The organism is Streptomyces sp. CBMA152, assembly GCF_014596475.1.
Classification (GTDB): domain Bacteria; phylum Actinomycetota; class Actinomycetes; order Streptomycetales; family Streptomycetaceae; genus Streptomyces.
In genome coordinates this window covers 209,952-227,376 of record NZ_MECJ01000025.1, presented here as the reverse complement: position 1 = coordinate 227,376, position 17,425 = coordinate 209,952, and the positions used below count along the sequence as shown (strand labels likewise).

Genomic DNA, 17,425 nt, shown 5'->3' with positions numbered 1-17,425 from the left:
GCGCGCGCAGGGGTGACGTGAATCCGCCGGGCGCGGGCGCACGCGGCGGCCTACATTGGATCTGACGCCCCCACGCCCCCTGCCAGGCCCGGAGACCCCGATGACGGTCACCACCGCAGCCGTATCCGCCGCCCGCGGGAAAGCCCCCGACAAGGCCCCCGAGGGGGCGCTCGACGCTCTGCGGCGCCAGGACCCCGAGATCGCCGAGGTGCTGCTCGCCGAGGAGGCCCGCCAGGGCGCGTCCCTCCAGCTCATCGCCGCCGAGAACTTCACCTCGCCCGCCGTCCTCGCGGCGCTCGGCTCCCGGCTCAGCAACAAGTACGCCGAGGGCTACCCGGGCGCGCGCCACCACGGCGGCTGCGAGGTCGTCGACGTGGCCGAGCGGATCGCGGTGGACCGGGCCAAGGCGCTCTTCGGGGCCGAGCACGCCAACGTCCAGCCGCACAGCGGCAGTTCGGCCGTGCTCGCGGCCTACGCGGCGCTCCTGCGGCCGGGCGACACCGTCCTCGCGATGGGGCTCCCGTACGGCGGACACCTCACGCACGGCTCGCCCGCCAACTTCTCCGGGCGGTGGTTCGACTTCGTGGGCTACGGCGTCGACCCGGAGACCGGGATCATCGACTACGCCGAGGTCGCCGAACTGGCCGAGCGCCACCGCCCCAAAGCGATCGTCTGCGGCTCGATCTGCTACCCGCGCCACATCGACTACGCGGCCTTCCGCGAGGTCGCCGACGCGGTGGGGGCGTATCTGATCGCGGACGCCGCGCACCCCATGGGTCTAGTGGCCGGGGGAGCGGCGCCCAACCCCGTCCCGTACGCGGACGTCGTCTGCGCGACCACCCACAAGGTGCTGCGCGGCCCGCGCGGCGGGATGCTGCTGTGCGGCGAGCAGCTGGCGGCCCGTATCGACCGGGCGGTCTTCCCGTTCACCCAGGGCGGCGCCCAGATGCACACCATCGCGGCGAAGGCGGTCGCGTTCGGCGAGGCGGCGACGCCCGCGTTCAGCGGGTACGCCCATCAGGTGGTCGCCAACGCGCGCGTGCTCGCGGCCGGGCTCGCCGCCGAGGGGTTCTCGCTGGTCACCGGCGGCACCGACACCCATCTGATCCTGGCCGACCCGGCACCGCTGGGCACCGACGGCCGCAGCGCCCGGGGCCGGCTCGCGGGCACCGGGATCGTGCTTGACACCTGCGCCCTGCCGTACGACGACGCCCGCGGCATCCGGCTCGGCACGGCCGCCGTGACCACCCAGGGGATGGGCGAGGCGGAGATGGCGAGGATCGCGGTGCTGTTCTCGGCGGCGCTGGGAGAGGACCCCGACATCCGTGCCGAAGTGCGCGAACTGGCCGAAAGGTTCCCTCCTTACGCGCACTAGACGGGGTTGACTGCAACCATCTCGTGTACCCGCATGTCCTCAACCATGTGGTCGCGAAGCTAGTGTGTGGGGCTGAGATGGCCAGCGATACCTCTGGGGCAGCCCGTGCGTGAATACCTGCTGACGTTGTGCGTCACGGCCGCGGTGACCTACCTGCTGACCGGGCCGGTGCGGAAGTTCGCCATCGCGACCGGTGCGATGCCGGAGATCCGTGCCCGCGACGTGCACCGGGAGCCGACGCCGCGGCTCGGCGGTATCGCCATGTTCGGCGGCCTGTGCGCGGGTCTGCTCGTCGCCGACCACCTCGACAGCCTCAACGGCGTCTTCGAGCGGTCCAACGAGCCGCGCGCGCTGCTCTCCGGCGCCGCCCTGATCTGGATCATCGGCGTCCTCGACGACAAGTTCGAGATCGACGCGCTGATCAAGCTCGGCGGCCAGATGATCGCGGCGGGTGTGATGGTCGTGCAGGGTCTGACGATCCTGTGGCTGCCCATTCCCGGCATCGGCACGGTCTCGCTGACCTCCTGGCAGTCGACCCTGCTCACGGTCGCCCTGGTGGTCATCACCATCAACGCGGTGAACTTCGTGGACGGCCTCGACGGCCTCGCCGCCGGCACGGTCTGCATCGCCTCGGCGGCGTTCTTCATCTACGCGTACCGGATCTGGTTCGGATACGGCATCGAGGCCGCGGCCCCGGCCACCCTCTTCGCGGCCATCCTGATGGGCATGTGCCTGGGCTTCCTGCCGCACAACATGCACCCCGCGCGGATCTTCATGGGCGACTCCGGCTCGATGCTGATCGGCCTGGTGCTCGCGGCGGGCGCGATCTCGATCACCGGGCAGGTCGACCCGGACTCGATGAACCTGTTCGTCGGCGGCGAGCGCGCGGCCACCCACGCGATGCTGCCGGTCTTCATCCCGCTGCTGCTGCCGCTGACGATCATCGCGCTGCCGATGACCGACCTGGTGCTCGCGATCGTGCGCCGCACGTGGAAGGGCCAGTCGCCGTTCGCGGCCGACCGCGGGCATCTGCACCACCGCCTGCTGGAGATCGGCCACTCGCACAGCCGGGCCGTGCTGATCATGTACTTCTGGTCGGCGCTGCTGTCCTTCGGCGCGGTGGCGTACTCGGTGCACTCGGCGTCGATGTGGATCGTGTTCCTGATCGTCGCGCTGAGCGCGGTGGGTCTGGTGCTGCTCCTGCTGCCGCGCTTCACGCCGCGCGCGCCGCGTTGGGCGGAGGCGTTCGTCCCGCCGCGCTACCGGCGCCGTACGCGGCTCGCCGCCGCCTCGGCCGGGGCCGGTGGTGCGCAGGAGTGGGACGGGACGGAAGAGGAGCGCACGCCGGTCGGCGCGGGTGTCTCCGGCGTCAACGGAGCGACCGCCGTCGGCCCCCGTTCGCGCTTCCCCGACCGACGGAAGACGAGTGCGTCACGCTGACGAATTGCCGCACCGGGTCCCAATACCAGACAAGTCGCCGCCCGTTTTGCACATGCGCGCATGTTCACTCTCATGTGTGACGGGCAGCACATCACCATGGTAAAGACCTCATCAAATAGTTTGTGATACGGTTCACGAGACCCGGCAACAGAGCCGAAGGACCGTAGTGCGACGGCCCATTGGCCCGAGGGATCACACCTCGGCCGGGGCCTACGCTCGTCCATGACGACACCCTGCCCCCACCAGTAAGCGGAGCTGCCGCCATGCCGTCCAACGACGCCCGCACCCTCCTTCAGACCGCCGTACCCACCGCTGCCGCCGGCGCGCTCGCCGTCGTGATCAGCTCCGTGGTCGCGGGCGGCAAGGGGGCCATCGGCGCCGCCATCGCGACGGTCGTGGTCATCGCTTTCATGGGGATCGGGCTCATCGTCCTGCAACGTACGGCGCGGAACCTGCCGCATCTGTTCCAGGGCATGGGACTGATGCTGTACACGGCTCAGCTGTTGCTGCTCTTCATCTTCGTCGCGGTCTTCAAGAACACGACGCTGTTCAACCCCAAGGCATTCGCCGCCACGCTCGTCGCGCTGACCCTCGTCTGGATCGGCATGCAGGCGCGTGCGCACATGAAGGCCAAGATCCTTTACGTGGAGCCGGATTCGGAGGGCCACAAGCCCGAGAAGTCCGGGTCTTCGTCGTGAAGGGTAGGGGCGGGATAAATGCGAGTTCGAGACCCTGCTATCGTCCGGTGCCAACTGCGGCACTGCGGACGCGGGCATCTGAGCTGACGCCTGCTCGATCGCGAGGCTCGATGCCCGACCGCCGCCCCATCATCCGTAACACCAGTCCAGTGCCGAACCGCGGCTGCGCGCCGCGCCGACACAACGAGGTTGCCGTACCTATGCGCCACGCTGAAGGAGCCCGCGGTGAGTGCTGACCCGACGCAGCTCGCTTTCGACACCAGTTGCCACCTGTTCCAGGACTGCGGTGGCTTCGAGGGTCCGGGCCTGCACTCGTTCCTGTTCAAGCCTCTCTGGGGCGACGCGGACGGCAACGGCGTTTATTTCAACAAGCCGATGCTGCTCGCCCTGCTGGGTTCGGTCATCATCCTCGGCTTCTTCTGGGCCGCCTTCCGCAAGCCGAAGGTCGTCCCCGGCAAGCTCCAGATGGTCGCCGAGGCGGGCTACGACTTCGTACGCCGCGGCATCGTCTACGAGACGATCGGCAAGAAGGAGGGCGAGAAGTGGGTTCCCCTCATGGTCTCGCTGTTCTTCTTCGTCTGGATGATGAACCTGTGGTCGATCGTTCCGGTCGCGCAGTTCCCGGTGACGTCGATCATCGCGTACCCGGCGGCTCTCGCGGGGATCGTCTACGTCGTCTGGATGAGCCTCACCTTTAAGCGCCACGGCTTCATCGGCGGCTTCAAGAACCTCACGGGTTACGACAAGTCGCTCGGCGCGGTGCTGCCGATGGTCATGGTCATCGAGTTCTTCTCGAACGTGATCGTGCGCCCCTTCACCCACGCGGTGCGACTGTTCGCGAACATGTTCGCCGGTCACACCCTGCTGCTGCTCTTCACGATCGCCAGCTGGTACATGCTCAACGGCATCGGTATCGCCTACTCGGGTGTGTCGTTCGTGATGGTCGTCGTGATGACCGGCTTCGAGCTCTTCATCCAGGCCGTCCAGGCGTACGTGTTCGTGCTTCTGGCCTGCAGCTTCATCCAGGGCGCCGTCGCCGAGCACCACTGACCGCCCGCCCCCTCAAAACCCCCCAGTCGTCCGGTGGCCAACCCCCACCGGTCCGTGAAAGAGAAGGAAGAACTGGCATGTCCCAGATCCTCGCTGCTGCTTCCGATGGCGTCACCGGCTCCCTCAGCTCCGTCGGTTACGGCCTTGCCGCGATCGGCCCCGGCGTCGGCGTCGGCATCATCTTCGGTAACGGCACCCAGGCCATGGCCCGTCAGCCCGAGGCGGCCGGCCTGATCCGCGCCAACCAGATCCTCGGTTTCGCGTTCTGTGAGGCGCTGGCCCTCATCGGCCTCGTCATGCCGTTCGTCTACTAAGACGAACGACGACTAGACCGATCCGACGAAAGGCACTGATGTGAACCTCACCATGGTTCAGCTGGCGGCCGAGGGCAAGGAAAACCCCCTCGTTCCGCCGTGGCCTGAGCTGGTCATCGGCCTGATCGCCTTCGTCATCGTCTTCGGCTTCCTCGCCAAGAAGCTCCTCCCGAACATCAACAAGGTTCTGGACGAGCGTCGCGAGGCCATCGAGGGCGGTATCGAGAAGGCCGAGGCCGCGCAGACCGAGGCTCAGAGCGTGCTGGAGCAGTACAAGGCCCAGCTCGCCGAGGCCCGCCACGAGGCTGCCCGCCTGCGCCAGGAGGCGACCGAGCAGGGCACCGCGCTCATCCAGGAGATGAGGGCGGAAGGCCAGCGGCAGCGTGAGGAGATCATCGCTGCCGGTCACGCCCAGATCGAGGCGGACCGCAAGGCCGCCGCGCACGCGCTCCGTCAGGACGTGGGCAAGCTCGCCACCGACCTGGCCGGCAAGCTCGTCGGCGAGTCCCTCGAGGACCACGCCCGACAGAGCCGCACCATCGACCGCTTCCTCGAGGGTCTTGAGGACAGCGCGGCGAAGGCCGAGGCCACGCGATGAACGGAGCGAGCCGCGAGGCACTGGCTGCCGCGCGCGAGCGACTCGACGCGCTGATGGACAACACGTCCGTCGACGCGGCGAAGCTCGCCGGTGAGCTGGCCGCCGTCACCGCGCTGCTCGACCGCGAGGTGTCGCTGCGTCGGGTCCTGACCGACCCGGCGCAGGCCGGCGAGGCCAAGGCCGAGCTGGCCGGACGCATCCTCGGCGGCCAGGTCGGCGGCGAGAGCGCCGACCTGGTGAGCGGCATGGTCCGCTCCCGCTGGTCGCGTTCGCGCGACCTGGTGGACGCGCTGGAGGAGCTGGCGAACACCGCCGACCTCACCGCCGCGCAGAAGTCCGGCGCGCTGGACGACGTCGAGGACGAGCTGTTCCGGTTCGGCCGGATCGTCACCTCGAACCCCGAGCTGCGGTCCGCCCTGACCAACCGCGCCGCCGCCTCGTCCGCCAAGGGCGAGCTGCTGCGCAGCCTGCTGGGCGGCAAGGCGAACGCGGCCACCGAGCGGATCGTCACGCGGCTTGTGACCCAGCCCCGTGGACGTAGCCTGGAAGCGGGCCTCGAGTCCCTTTCCAAGCTCGCCGCGGCGCGCCGGGACCGCATGGTCGCGGTCGTCACCTCGGCGGTGCCGCTGACCGACGCCCAGAAGCAGCGCCTCGGTGCGGCTCTGGCGAAGGTGTACGGCCGCCAGATGCACCTGAACCTGGACGTGGACCCGACGGTCCTCGGCGGGATCTCGGTGCGGGTCGGTGACGAGCTCATCGACGGGACCGTCGCGGAGCGTCTCGACGAGGCGAGCCGGCGGCTGGCCGGCTGACCTGCTCCGGCAGCGTCACCAACTCAACAAAGCATCACCAGCGGCCCGGTTGGGCCGTGCAGAGATTGCAGAAGATTCCTGGGGGTCGGCCCCCAGACCCCCAAAGAAACTTCGGGCCCAACAAGGAGAGCAGGGAACCCAGATGGCGGAGCTCACGATCCGGCCGGAGGAGATCCGGGACGCGCTGGAGACCTTTGTCCAGTCGTACAAGCCGGACGCGGCCTCGCGCGAGGAGGTCGGTACGGTCAGCCTTGCCGGCGACGGCATTGCCAAGGTCGAGGGCCTTCCCTCGGCGATGGCCAACGAGCTGCTGAAGTTCGAGGACGGCACCCTCGGTCTCGCCCTCAACCTCGAGGAGCGCGAGATCGGTGCGATCGTCCTCGGCGAGTTCAGCGGCATCGAAGAGGGCCAGCCGGTCACCCGTACCGGCGAGGTCCTGTCCGTCGCCGTCGGCGAGGGCTACCTGGGTCGCGTCGTCGACCCGCTCGGCAACCCGATCGACGGCCTCGGCGAGATCGAGACCGACGGCCGCCGCGCCCTTGAGCTGCAGGCCCCGGGCGTCATGGTCCGCAAGTCGGTCCACGAGCCGATGCAGACCGGCTACAAGGCCGTCGACGCGATGGTGCCGATCGGCCGCGGCCAGCGTCAGCTGATCATCGGCGACCGTCAGACCGGCAAGACCGCGCTGGCCGTCGACACGATCATCAACCAGCGCGACAACTGGCGCACGGGCGACCCGAAGAAGCAGGTCCGCTGCATCTACGTCGCCATCGGCCAGAAGGGCTCCACCATCGCCTCGGTGCGCGGTGCCCTGGAAGAGGCCGGCGCGCTGGAGTACACGACCATCGTCGCCGCCCCGGCGTCCGACCCGGCCGGCTTCAAGTACCTTGCGCCGTACACCGGTTCGGCCATCGGTCAGCACTGGATGTACCAGGGCAAGCACGTCCTGATCATCTTCGACGACCTGTCGAAGCAGGCCGACGCCTACCGCGCCGTGTCGCTGCTGCTGCGCCGTCCGCCGGGCCGCGAGGCCTACCCGGGCGACGTCTTCTACTTGCACTCGCGTCTGCTGGAGCGCTGCGCCAAGCTCTCCGACGACATGGGTGCCGGTTCGATGACGGGCCTCCCGATCGTCGAGACCAAGGCGAACGACGTGTCGGCGTTCATCCCGACCAACGTCATCTCCATCACCGACGGCCAGTGCTTCCTGGAGTCCGACCTGTTCAACGCCGGCCAGCGTCCGGCCCTGAACGTCGGTATCTCGGTCTCCCGTGTCGGTGGCTCGGCCCAGCACAAGGCGATGCGCCAGGTGTCCGGCCGACTGCGTGTGGACCTCGCCCAGTACCGCGAGCTGGAGGCGTTCGCCGCCTTCGGTTCCGACCTGGACGCGGCCTCCAAGGCGTCGCTGGAGCGCGGTAAGCGCATGGTCGAGCTGCTGAAGCAGGGCCAGTACCAGCCGATGCCGGTCGAGGAGCAGGTCGTCTCCGTCTGGGCCGGTACCACCGGCAAGATGGACGACGTCCCGGTCGAGGACATCCGCCGCTTCGAGGCCGAGCTGCTGGAGTACCTGCGCCGCGAGCGCAAGGAGCTCCTCACCTCGATCGCCGAGGGCGCCAAGATGTCGGACGACACGCTGCAGTCGATCGCCGACGCCATCGCTGCCTTCAAGCGCCAGTTCGAGACCTCGGACGGCAAGCTCCTGGGCGACGACGCGCCGGTCTCCACCAGCAAGTGACGACGGAAGGGACCTGACTCATGGGAGCGCAGCTCCGGGTCTACAAGCGTCGCATCCGATCCGTCACCGCGACCAAGAAGATCACCAAGGCGATGGAGATGATCGCCGCCTCGCGCATCGTCAAGGCGCAGCGCAAGGTGGCCGCCTCCAAGCCGTACGCGACCGAGCTCACCCGCGCGGTGACCGCGGTGGCGAACGGTTCGACCACCAAGCACCCGCTCACCACCGAGGCCGAGTCCCCGGTCCGGGCCGCGGTCCTGCTCGTCACGAGCGACCGCGGTCTGGCCGGCGGCTACTCCTCCAACGCCATCAAGGCGGCGGAGCAGCTCACCGCGCGGCTGCGCGGCGAGGGCAAGGAGGTCGACACGTACATCGTCGGCCGCAAGGGTGTCGCCTACTACGCATTCCGTGAGCGCAAGGTCGCGGACGCGTGGACCGGCTTCACCGACAGCCCGACGTACGCGGACGCCAAGCAGGTGGCCGCCCCCCTCATCGAGGCCGTCCAGACGGACACGGCCGAGGGTGGCGTGGACGAGCTGCACATCGTCTTCACGGAGTTCGTGTCGATGATGACGCAGACGCCGGTGGACAACCGGATGCTGCCGCTGTCGCTGGACCAGGTCGAGGAGGAGAGCGGCAAGAAGGGCGAGATCCTTCCGCTGTTCGACTTCGAGCCGTCGGCGGAGGACGTCCTCGACGCCCTGCTGCCGCGCTACGTCGAGAGCCGTATCTACAACGCGCTGCTGCAGGCCGCGGCTTCCGAGCACGCCGCCCGCCGCCGCGCGATGAAGTCGGCGACCGACAACGCCGGGGAGCTCATCAAGAGCCTCTCCCGGCTTGCCAACGCGGCCCGCCAGGCCGAAATCACCCAGGAAATCAGCGAGATCGTCGGTGGCGCGAGCGCCCTGGCCGACGCGACCGCGGGGAGTGACAAGTAATGACGACGACAGTTGAGACGGCCGTTGCCACGGGCCGCGTCGCCCGGGTCATCGGCCCGGTCGTCGACGTGGAGTTCCCCGTCGACGCCATGCCGGAGATCTACAACGCGCTGCACGTCGAGGTGGCCGACCCGGCCGAGGACGGCAAGCTCAAGACGCTGACCCTGGAAGTGGCCCAGCACCTGGGTGACGGCCTGGTCCGCACCATCTCGATGCAGCCCACCGACGGTCTGGTCCGCCAGGCCCCGGTCGTCGACACCGGCAACGGCATCACCGTTCCGGTCGGCGACGTCACCAAGGGCAAGGTGTTCAACACCCTCGGCGAGATCCTGAACGTGGACCCGTCCACGGTCGAGGTCACCGAGCGCTGGCCGATCCACCGCAAGGCCCCGAACTTCGACCAGCTCGAGTCGAAGACGGAGATGTTCGAGACCGGCGTCAAGGTCATCGACCTTCTCACCCCGTACGTCAAGGGTGGAAAGATCGGCCTCTTCGGCGGCGCCGGCGTCGGCAAGACGGTGCTCATCCAGGAGATGATCTACCGTGTCGCCAACAACCACGACGGTGTGTCGGTGTTCGCGGGCGTCGGTGAGCGTACCCGTGAGGGCAACGACCTCATCGAGGAGATGACGGACTCCGGCGTCATCGACAAGACCGCGCTGGTCTTCGGCCAGATGGACGAGCCCCCGGGCACGCGTCTTCGGGTCGCCCTGGCCGGTCTGACGATGGCGGAGTACTTCCGTGACGTCCAGAAGCAGGACGTCCTCTTCTTCATCGACAACATCTTCCGGTACACCCAGGCGGGTTCCGAGGTGTCGACCCTGCTCGGCCGTATGCCCTCCGCGGTGGGCTACCAGCCGAACCTGGCCGACGAGATGGGTCTCCTCCAGGAGCGCATCACCTCGACCCGTGGTCACTCGATCACCTCGATGCAGGCGATCTACGTCCCCGCGGACGACCTGACCGACCCGGCCCCGGCCACCACGTTCGCCCACCTCGACGCGACGACGGTTCTCTCCCGTCCGATCTCCGAGAAGGGCATCTACCCGGCCGTGGACCCGCTGGACTCCACGTCCCGCATCCTGGACCCGCGGTACATCGCGGCGGACCACTACAACGCCGCGATGCGCGTCAAGGGGATCCTGCAGAAGTACAAGGACCTCCAGGACATCATCGCGATCCTCGGTATCGACGAGCTGGGCGAAGAGGACAAGCTCGTTGTCCACCGCGCCCGTCGCGTCGAGCGCTTCCTGTCCCAGAACACCCACGTCGCCAAGCAGTTCACCGGCGTGGACGGCTCGGACGTGCCGCTCGACGAGTCGATCGCCGCGTTCAACTCGATCTGCGACGGTGAGTACGACCACTTCCCCGAGCAGGCGTTCTTCATGTGCGGTGGCATCGAGGACCTGAAGGCCAACGCCAAGGAGCTGGGCGTCTCCTGAATCGCCTGACTCGTAAGAGTCGCGTTTCGGTGGAGAGGGGCGGGCCGGTCCCGCCCCTCTCCTCACGCCTACTAGACTTTGACCCAACACCCGGCAGTAACCGCCGGGTGGTGACCCGAGGAGCCCACCTTGGCTGCTGAGCTGCACGTCGAGCTCGTCGCCGCGGACCGTAGTGTCTGGTCCGGCGAGGCCACCCTGGTCGTCGCGCGCACCGCGTCCGGCGACATCGGCGTCATGCCCGGTCACCAGCCGCTCCTCGGAGTGCTGGAGTCCGGCCCGGTGACCATCCGTACGAGCGAGGGCAGCACCGTCGTCGCCGCTGTGCACGGCGGGTTCATCTCGTTCGCGGACAACAAGCTCTCTCTGCTCGCGGAGATCGCGGAGCTCGCGGACGAGATCGACGTCCAGCGTGCCGAGCGCGCGCTGGAGAGCGCCAAGTCGGCCGAGGACGCCGTCGCCGAGCGGCGCGCCGAGGTCCGGCTGCGTACGGTGTCGGTGCGCTAGCGCCCCGCCGAACAGTTTTGCCCTCAGCCGCGGTCACGGGTCTGGAATTTTCCACACCCGGCCGCGGCTGAGGCGATGCAGGCACAGTGAGACCGGGGTGATCCCCCGGCCCCGAATGGAGCGAGGAGGTCGGTGGAGATGACCCTCGTTCTGCTTGTGGGCGGCGTGGTTGTCGCGCTGGTACTGGTGGGACTCTTCGTCTTCGGTCTGCGCCGACGCCTGATCCAGCGTTCCGGCGGGACCTTCGACTGCAGTCTCCGCTGGAACGTGCCGGAGGGGGGCGACCCCGGGGGCAAGGGCTGGGTGTACGGGGTGGCCCGCTACAGCGGCGACCGTATCGAGTGGTACCGCGTCTTCTCGTACGCGCCTCGGCCCCGCCGTCTTCTTGAGCGCTCCGCCATCGAGGTGGTCGCCCGGCGCAAGCCCGCGGGCGAGGAGGAGCTGGCGCTCCTGTCCGACGCGATCGTGCTCGGCTGTACGCACCGTGGCGTGCGCCTCGAACTCGCGATGAGCGAGGACGCGCTGACGGGGTTCCTGGCATGGCTGGAGGCGGCGCCGCCCGGCCAACGGGTGAACGTGGCTTAGGGATTAGCCCCCACCCCGCCCCTTCCCGAAATCCTGCGGAGCCCCATAGGGGCGCGGGGAACTGCGCGATCAGCCCAGCACGGTCCGCAGGCGAAAACTGTTCCTTTGGCCGCAGGCCGTCTGTGGCTTGTCGCGCAGTTCCCCGCGCCCCTGAGGGGTACCCGGGCAAGCGGGGACGGGCCGCCTGCCCGGGAGCGTGGTCGGGCCTGCTATCGCAAGCCCGCGTCGATCGCCGACACCAGCTCGCCGCCAGGCGTGTCGCCGCTGAACTCCCAGAAGAACGCGCCCTTGAGGCCCTGGTTCTTCACGTAGGACATCTTCCCCGCGATCGTCGACGGGGTGTCGTAGCTCCACCAGTTGGTGCCGCAGTGGGCGTACGCCGTGCCGGCGATCGTTCCGGTCGTGGGGCACGCGGTCTTGAGGACCTTGTAGTCCTCGATGCCCTGCTCGTACGTGCCGGGCGCCGGGCCCGTCGCCGTGCCGCCGGGGGCGTCCTGGGTGACGCCCGTCCAGCCGCGGCCGTAGAAGCCGATCCCCAGGTTCAGTTTGGCCGCGGGGATCCCCTTGACCTTGTACTTCTGGATCGCCGCGTCCGTGTTGAAGCCCGCGATCGGGATGCCGGCGTACGAGGTGAGCGGCGAGTGCGGAGCCGTCGGCCCCTTCGCGTCCCACGCACCGAAGAAGTCGTACGTCATCACGTTGTACCAGTCGACGTACTGTGCCGCCCCGGCGTAGTCCGCCTGGTCCATCTTGCCGTTGGCCGAGCCGTCGGCGGTGACGGCGGCCGTCACCAGCGCCGAGGAGCCGAACTTGGCCCGCAGCGCCGCCAGCAGGTTCTTCAGCGACGCCTGACCACTGGTGTCGCAGGACAGGCCGCACGCGTTCGGGTACTCCCAGTCGATGTCGATGCCGTCGAAGACGTCGGCCCAGCGCGGGTCCTTGACCAGGGAGTAGCAGGAGTCGGCGAACGCGGCCGGGTTGGCCGCCGCGGCGCCGAAGCCGCCCGACCAGGTCCAGCCGCCGAACGACCACAGCACCTTGAGGTTCGGGTACTTCTTCTTCAGCTCGCGCAGCTGGTTGATGTTGCCCGCGACCGGCTGGTCCCAGGTGTCGGCGGTGCCGTCGACGCTGGAGGAGGCGTCGTACGTCTTCTGGTAGTCGGCGTACGCGTCACCGATGGCGCACTGGCCGTTGGTGACGTTCCCGAACGCGTAGTTGATGTGGGTGAGCTTCGCCGCCGAGCCCGAGGTGACGATGTTCTTCACCTGGTAGTTGCGCTGGTAGATGCCCCAGTCGGTGAAGTAGCCGAGCTTGACGGTGGAGCCCGGGTTCGGGGTGCCGCCACCGCCCGTGGTGGTGACGGTGAGCGAGCCGGAGGAGGGCCCCATCTGGTCGGCGCTGTCGCGCGCGGTCACGCTGTACGTGTACGTCGTCCCGGCGGTGAGGCCGGAGTCGGCGTACGTCGTGCCGGTGACCGTCGCGATCTTCGTCGAGCCGCGGTAGACGTCGTAGTTCTTGACGCCCTTGTCGTCGGTGGCCGCGCTCCACGACAGGCTCAGCGAGGTGTCGGTGACGTTGCTCGCGGTCGGGGTGCCGGGCGCGGAGGGCGGGTTGTCGCCGGGCGGGGTCGAACTCCCGTCACAGGAGCCGCCGTTGAGCTTGCAGCCCGACGGGGCACCGGAGCCCGCGCCGTTGAAGCCGAAGGTGACGCTGGCGCCGGGGGCGAGCGTGCCGTTGTACGACTTGTTCTTGGCGGTCCAGTGGTCGGCGGTGTGGGTGACGTCCGCGTCCCAGAACGAGGTGACGGACGTACCGGAGGGGTAGTCCCACTCCACGGTCCAGGAGGTGAGCGTCGTGGTGCCGGTGTTCTTGACGGTCCACTGGGCGCCGAAGCCGGAGCCCCAGTCCTGGGTCTTGGCGTAGGTGGCGGAGGCCGAGGCGGCGGCCTCGGCGGGGGACGCGGCGGCCAGGCCGACGAGTGCGGCCAGGGGGAGTGCCAGCGCGGTCAGGGCCGCGGTCGCTCTCGATCTCAAGCGGGTGCGCAGGCGTGGTGCAGTGCTCAAGGGAGACTCCCTGAGTGAGGTCCGACGGGTGTGGGGGTGGGACCCTGCTCCGTCCGGTGAGCACACGGATGTCGTGGCACGCTCACACAGCAGTGCCGTGAGCGTAGGAAGGTCTGGACCAATCGTCAAGAGGTCCAGACCAACGGCCGGAAGTCGTCGTCATATCCCCAACTCCTGGGCGAGAACCGCAGCTTGGACCCTGCTGCGCAGCTCCAGCTTCCCCAGCAGACGGCTGACATGCGTCTTCACCGTGGCCTCCGCCATCTCCAGGCGTACCGCGATCTCGGCGTTGGAGAGACCCTCGCCCAGACACGACAGGACCTCGCGCTCGCGGCGGGTGAGTGCGTCGAGGGCGGCCGGCGGCTCGGCCGGGGCCTTCGGGGTCGGCGCCGCGAACTCCGCGATCAGACGGCGGGTGACCGCCGGGGCGATCAGGCCCTCGCCGCGCGCCACCGTCCGTACCGCCTCGATCAGGTCCTTCGCCTCCGTGTTCTTCAGCAGAAAGCCCGCGGCGCCCGCGCGCAGCGCGCCGAAGACGTACTCGTCGAGGTCGAAGGTGGTCAGGACCAGGACGTCGGCGAGCTGTTCCGCGACCACCTGACGCGTCGCCGATACGCCGTCCAGCCTCGGCATCTGCACGTCCATCAGGACCAGATCCGGGCGCAGTTCGCGCGCGAGGCGCACCGCCTCCTCGCCGTCGGCGGCCTCCCCGGCCACCTCGATGTCGGGGGCGCTGCCCAGGATCAGCACCAGACCCGCCCGCACCGACGACTGGTCCTCGGCGACCAGTACCCGGATCGTCATACGCTCGACTCGCCTTCCGTGATGGGCAGTTCGGCCCACACCCGCCAGATCCTGCCGCCGTCGCCGCCCGGTTCCGGGCCCGCCGCGAAGGTCCCGCCGAGCAGCGCGGTCCGCTCCCGCATCCCCACCAGACCCGCCCCCGACCCGGGCGCGCGCGACCCCGGCCGGTCGCCGTACGGGCTGGTCACCTCGACCGTGAGCGCCCGCCCGGTGTGCGCGAGGGTTGTCGTGACCGTGCCCGGCGAGGCGTGTTTGAGGGCGTTGGTCAGCGACTCCTGGACGATCCGGTACGCGGCGAGCTCGACCGGTGCGGGCAGCACGGCGCCCGGTGGCCGGGTGTCGTCGAGGGCGAAGTCGAGCCCGCTGGAGGCGCCGTTGGTACGGGCCCGTCGGAGCAGTGCGTCGAGCGCGGCGAGCGTGGGCGCGGCGGCCGGTTCGCTCTCGGCGCCGCTGTCCCGGAGCAGCCCGATGAGCCGGCGCATCTCGTCGAGCCCGGCCACGCTGTTTTCGCGGATCACGGTGAGCGCCCGGCCGGTGGTCGCCGGATCGTCCAGGGAGAGCGCGGCGGTGGAGTGGATCGCGATGGCGGAGAGGTGGCCCGCGACCAGGTCGTGCAGCTCGCGGGCCATCCGGGCGCGCTCGCCGACCACGGCCTGGGCGCGGTCGATCTCGGCGAGCAGCGCGGTCTGCTCGGCGCGCAGCGTCGCCGTCTCGGCCGCGTCGCGATGGTTGCGCACCAGCGCGCCGGTGGTGGCGGGCGTGAAGAGGACGAGCCCGGCGGCGATGCCGATGAGCAGGGCCTGCGGGGTGCGGAACCAGGCGAGGAAGCCGATGGTCAGGGCGACGCTGACCAGTCCGGTGGCGACCGGGACACGGCGGGCGGCGGCGGGCGTGCCGTACAGGACGGCCGCGTAGACGAGGTCCGTGAACATCAGGACCGTGGCCAGGTTCCCCGCGGTGAACTGGTCGGCGACCACCATGGCCGCACCGCCGGCCAGGGTGGCCTGCGGGCGGGTGCGGCGCAGCAGCTCCAGGCCCGCGGTCACCCCGAGCGGCACCAGCGACCAGCCCCAGCCGAGCAGCCCGCTGCCCCCGGAGACCAGCCGCAGCACCCACAGCAGCACACCGCCGCCGAGCCCGACGACGGCGATCTGGACGTCGTGGCGGTGCGGGCGGGGAAAGCGTTTCACCGCCCCATGAAACACGGTGGCAGGGGCCCGGGCGTCCTCTTACCGGCCGAGACGGCGCTACACCGAAGGATGCAGTGGCCGCGCTCTTCCTACCGCTCGCCGCCCGGCACCCACAACACGTCCCCGACCTCCTTGTTCGCGGTGCGGGCCAGGATGAACAGGAGGTCGGAGAGGCGGTTCAGATACGTCGCGGTCAGCGGGTTCATCGCCTCGCCGTGCACCTCAAGCGCCGCCCACGTCGAACGCTCCGCGCGGCGCACCACCGTGCACGCCTGGTGCAGCAGCGCGGCGCCGGGAGTGCCGCCCGGGAGGATGAAGCTGCGCAGCTTCTCCAACTGCTCGTTGAAGCGGTCGCAGTCCGCCTCAAGGCGGTCGACGTAGAACTGCTCGACCCGCAGCGGCGGGTACTTGGGGTCCTCGACCACCGGCGTCGACAGGTCCGCGCCCACGTCGAACAGGTCGTTCTGGACCCGGACGAGAACCTTCGCCACCTCCTCGGACAGCTGCCCGAGCGCCAGCGCCGTGCCGATCACGGCGTTCGCCTCGTTGGCGTCCGCGTACGCCGAGATCCGCAGATCCGTCTTGGCGGTACGGCTCATGTCACCCAGGGCCGTCGTGCCCTTGTCGCCGGTACGGGTGTAGATACGCGTCAGATTGACCATGGGGTCAGAGTAGTTAGCCCCAGGCCGTCCCCAAAGTGACCCGCGACGCCCTCGTGGTCCTCGATGACATTGAGGAGGTGTGGGGCCAAAAGGTGCTCAAGTACGCGGTAAAGCCCGAGCGATGACCATGATCCCTGCCCCCGATGAGACCCGGCACACCCATCTCGGTGTGATGTCCGTCATCTGAGACGTGACGCGCATCTCTTAGGGCTCCCAAGACGGCTCACGGCCGATAGCCTCCGCCGGAGAGCCGTACAAGTAAGCCGTCAAAGGGGTGTGAAGTGGCCAGGAAGCTCGCCGTCATCGGGGCCGGACTCATGGGTTCGGGTATCGCGCAGGTCTCCGCCCAGGCGGGCTGGGACGTGGTGCTGCGCGACGTCACCGACGCGGCGCTGACCCGGGGCACCGACGGCATCAAGGCCTCGTACGACAAGTTCGTGAGCAAGGGCAAGCTGGCCGCCGAGGACGCGGAGGCCGCGCTCGCCCGCATCACCACCACGACCGACCTGGACGCGGTGGCCGACGCGGACATCGTCGTCGAGGCCGTCTTCGAGAAGCTGGAGGTCAAGCACGACATCTTCCGCGCGCTCGACCAGATCGTGCGGGACGACACCGTGCTCGCCTCCAACACCTCCGCCATCCCGATCACCAAGATCGCGGCGGTCACCAAGCGCCCCGAGCGGGTCGTCGGCGCGCACTTCTTCTCGCCGGTCCCGCTGATGCAGCTGTGCGAGCTCGTACGCGGCTACAAGACCAGCGACGAAACCCTCGCCATCACCCGTGAGTTCGCCGAGTCGGTCGGCAAGACCTGCATCGTCGTCAACCGCGACGTCGCCGGTTTCGTCACCACCCGCCTCATCTCGGCGCTCGTCGTCGAGGCGGCGAAGCTGTACGAGTCGGGCGTGGCCACCGCCGAGGACATCGACCTCGCCTGCAAGCTGGGCTTCGGCCACGCGATGGGACCGCTGGCCACCGCCGACATGACCGGCGTGGACATCCTGCTCCACGCCACCGGCAACATCTACACCGAGTCCCAGGACGAGAAGTTCGCGCCGCCGGAGCTGATGCGCCGGATGGTTGACGCGGGTGACATCGGGCGCAAGAGCGGGCAGGGCTTCTACAAGCACTGATTGACACACCCTCACCTCCTGTCTCCCCAGCATCACTCCATGGGGTGAATTAGGTATCGGTTCGCTCACAGACGGCAACTTCCCT

At 69.1% G+C, this 17,425-nt stretch carries 17 protein-coding genes; 13 read left to right on the top strand and 4 right to left on the bottom strand.

Annotation, left to right across the window (positions count from 1 at the left end):
* The first annotated feature begins 100 nt into the window (after positions 1-100).
* The 12 genes from glyA (at position 101) to BG418_RS22365 (ending at position 11,491) form a co-directional block, all read left to right on the top strand.
* Positions 101-1,375, top strand: coding sequence for a serine hydroxymethyltransferase (gene glyA, locus BG418_RS22420; RefSeq protein WP_188275744.1), 1,275 nt, complete (start codon positions 101-103; stop codon positions 1,373-1,375).
* Positions 1,376-1,480: 105 nt separating this feature from the next.
* Positions 1,481-2,815: an MraY family glycosyltransferase gene (locus tag BG418_RS22415; protein ID WP_317453722.1), complete on the top strand. Its 1,335-nt coding sequence runs from the start codon at positions 1,481-1,483 to the stop codon at positions 2,813-2,815.
* 263 nt (positions 2,816-3,078) lie between these two features.
* Positions 3,079-3,513, top strand: a complete 435-nt coding sequence (locus BG418_RS22410; protein ID WP_188275743.1) for a hypothetical protein — start codon at positions 3,079-3,081, stop codon at positions 3,511-3,513.
* A gap of 210 nt (positions 3,514-3,723) precedes the next feature.
* Positions 3,724-4,563: a F0F1 ATP synthase subunit A gene (atpB, locus tag BG418_RS22405; RefSeq protein ID WP_188275779.1), complete on the top strand. Its 840-nt coding sequence runs from the start codon at positions 3,724-3,726 to the stop codon at positions 4,561-4,563.
* 77 nt (positions 4,564-4,640) lie between these two features.
* Complete coding sequence (atpE, locus tag BG418_RS22400) at positions 4,641-4,877, top strand: ATP synthase F0 subunit C (protein WP_188275742.1); 237 nt, start codon at positions 4,641-4,643, stop codon at positions 4,875-4,877.
* A 52-nt stretch (positions 4,878-4,929) separates the two neighbouring features.
* A complete protein-coding gene (locus tag BG418_RS22395; protein ID WP_188275741.1) occupies positions 4,930-5,475 on the top strand; it encodes a F0F1 ATP synthase subunit B in 546 nt (181 codons plus the stop codon).
* Positions 5,472-6,287, top strand: a complete 816-nt coding sequence (locus BG418_RS22390; protein WP_188275740.1) for a F0F1 ATP synthase subunit delta — start codon at positions 5,472-5,474, stop codon at positions 6,285-6,287. Before BG418_RS22395 ends, BG418_RS22390 begins: the two co-directional genes overlap by 4 nt.
* Positions 6,288-6,429: 142 nt before the next feature.
* Positions 6,430-8,022, top strand: coding sequence for a F0F1 ATP synthase subunit alpha (gene atpA / locus BG418_RS22385; protein WP_188275739.1), 1,593 nt, complete (start codon positions 6,430-6,432; stop codon positions 8,020-8,022).
* Between the two features lie 20 nt (positions 8,023-8,042).
* Positions 8,043-8,960 carry a F0F1 ATP synthase subunit gamma gene (locus BG418_RS22380; RefSeq protein WP_188275738.1) on the top strand — a complete coding sequence of 306 codons (918 nt, stop codon included), beginning with the start codon at positions 8,043-8,045 and terminating at the stop codon, positions 8,958-8,960.
* Positions 8,960-10,402, top strand: a complete 1,443-nt coding sequence (atpD, locus tag BG418_RS22375) for a F0F1 ATP synthase subunit beta (protein WP_188275737.1) — start codon at positions 8,960-8,962, stop codon at positions 10,400-10,402. Before BG418_RS22380 ends, atpD begins: the two co-directional genes overlap by 1 nt.
* Before the next feature lie 129 nt (positions 10,403-10,531).
* The gene (locus tag BG418_RS22370; RefSeq protein WP_188275736.1) at positions 10,532-10,906 is read left to right on the top strand and encodes a F0F1 ATP synthase subunit epsilon; all 375 of its coding nucleotides are present in this window, start codon (positions 10,532-10,534) and stop codon (positions 10,904-10,906) included.
* Positions 10,907-11,044: 138 nt separating this feature from the next.
* The gene (locus BG418_RS22365) at positions 11,045-11,491 is read left to right on the top strand and encodes a DUF2550 domain-containing protein (RefSeq protein WP_188275735.1); all 447 of its coding nucleotides are present in this window, start codon (positions 11,045-11,047) and stop codon (positions 11,489-11,491) included.
* A 209-nt stretch (positions 11,492-11,700) separates the two neighbouring features.
* Here the strand turns inward: BG418_RS22365 and BG418_RS22360 are convergent, their stop codons facing one another.
* The 4 genes from BG418_RS22360 to BG418_RS22345 all read right to left on the bottom strand — a co-directional run bounded on the left by BG418_RS22360 (position 11,701) and on the right by BG418_RS22345 (position 16,210).
* A complete protein-coding gene (locus tag BG418_RS22360) occupies positions 11,701-13,554 on the bottom strand; it encodes a glycoside hydrolase family 18 chitinase (protein WP_188275734.1) in 1,854 nt (617 codons plus the stop codon).
* Positions 13,555-13,713: 159 nt separating this feature from the next.
* Positions 13,714-14,358: a response regulator transcription factor gene (locus BG418_RS22355; RefSeq protein WP_188275733.1), complete on the bottom strand. Its 645-nt coding sequence runs from the start codon at positions 14,356-14,358 to the stop codon at positions 13,714-13,716.
* Positions 14,355-15,548, bottom strand: a complete 1,194-nt coding sequence (locus BG418_RS22350; RefSeq protein WP_188275732.1) for a histidine kinase — start codon at positions 15,546-15,548, stop codon at positions 14,355-14,357. Before BG418_RS22350 ends, BG418_RS22355 begins: the two co-directional genes overlap by 4 nt.
* Before the next feature lie 89 nt (positions 15,549-15,637).
* A complete protein-coding gene (locus tag BG418_RS22345; protein ID WP_188275731.1) occupies positions 15,638-16,210 on the bottom strand; it encodes a cob(I)yrinic acid a,c-diamide adenosyltransferase in 573 nt (190 codons plus the stop codon).
* Positions 16,211-16,491: 281 nt separating this feature from the next.
* Here BG418_RS22345 and BG418_RS22340 point away from each other — a divergent pair, with 281 nt between their 5' ends.
* A complete protein-coding gene (locus BG418_RS22340) occupies positions 16,492-17,340 on the top strand; it encodes a 3-hydroxyacyl-CoA dehydrogenase family protein (RefSeq protein ID WP_188275730.1) in 849 nt (282 codons plus the stop codon).
* Positions 17,341-17,425: the final 85 nt, after the last annotated feature.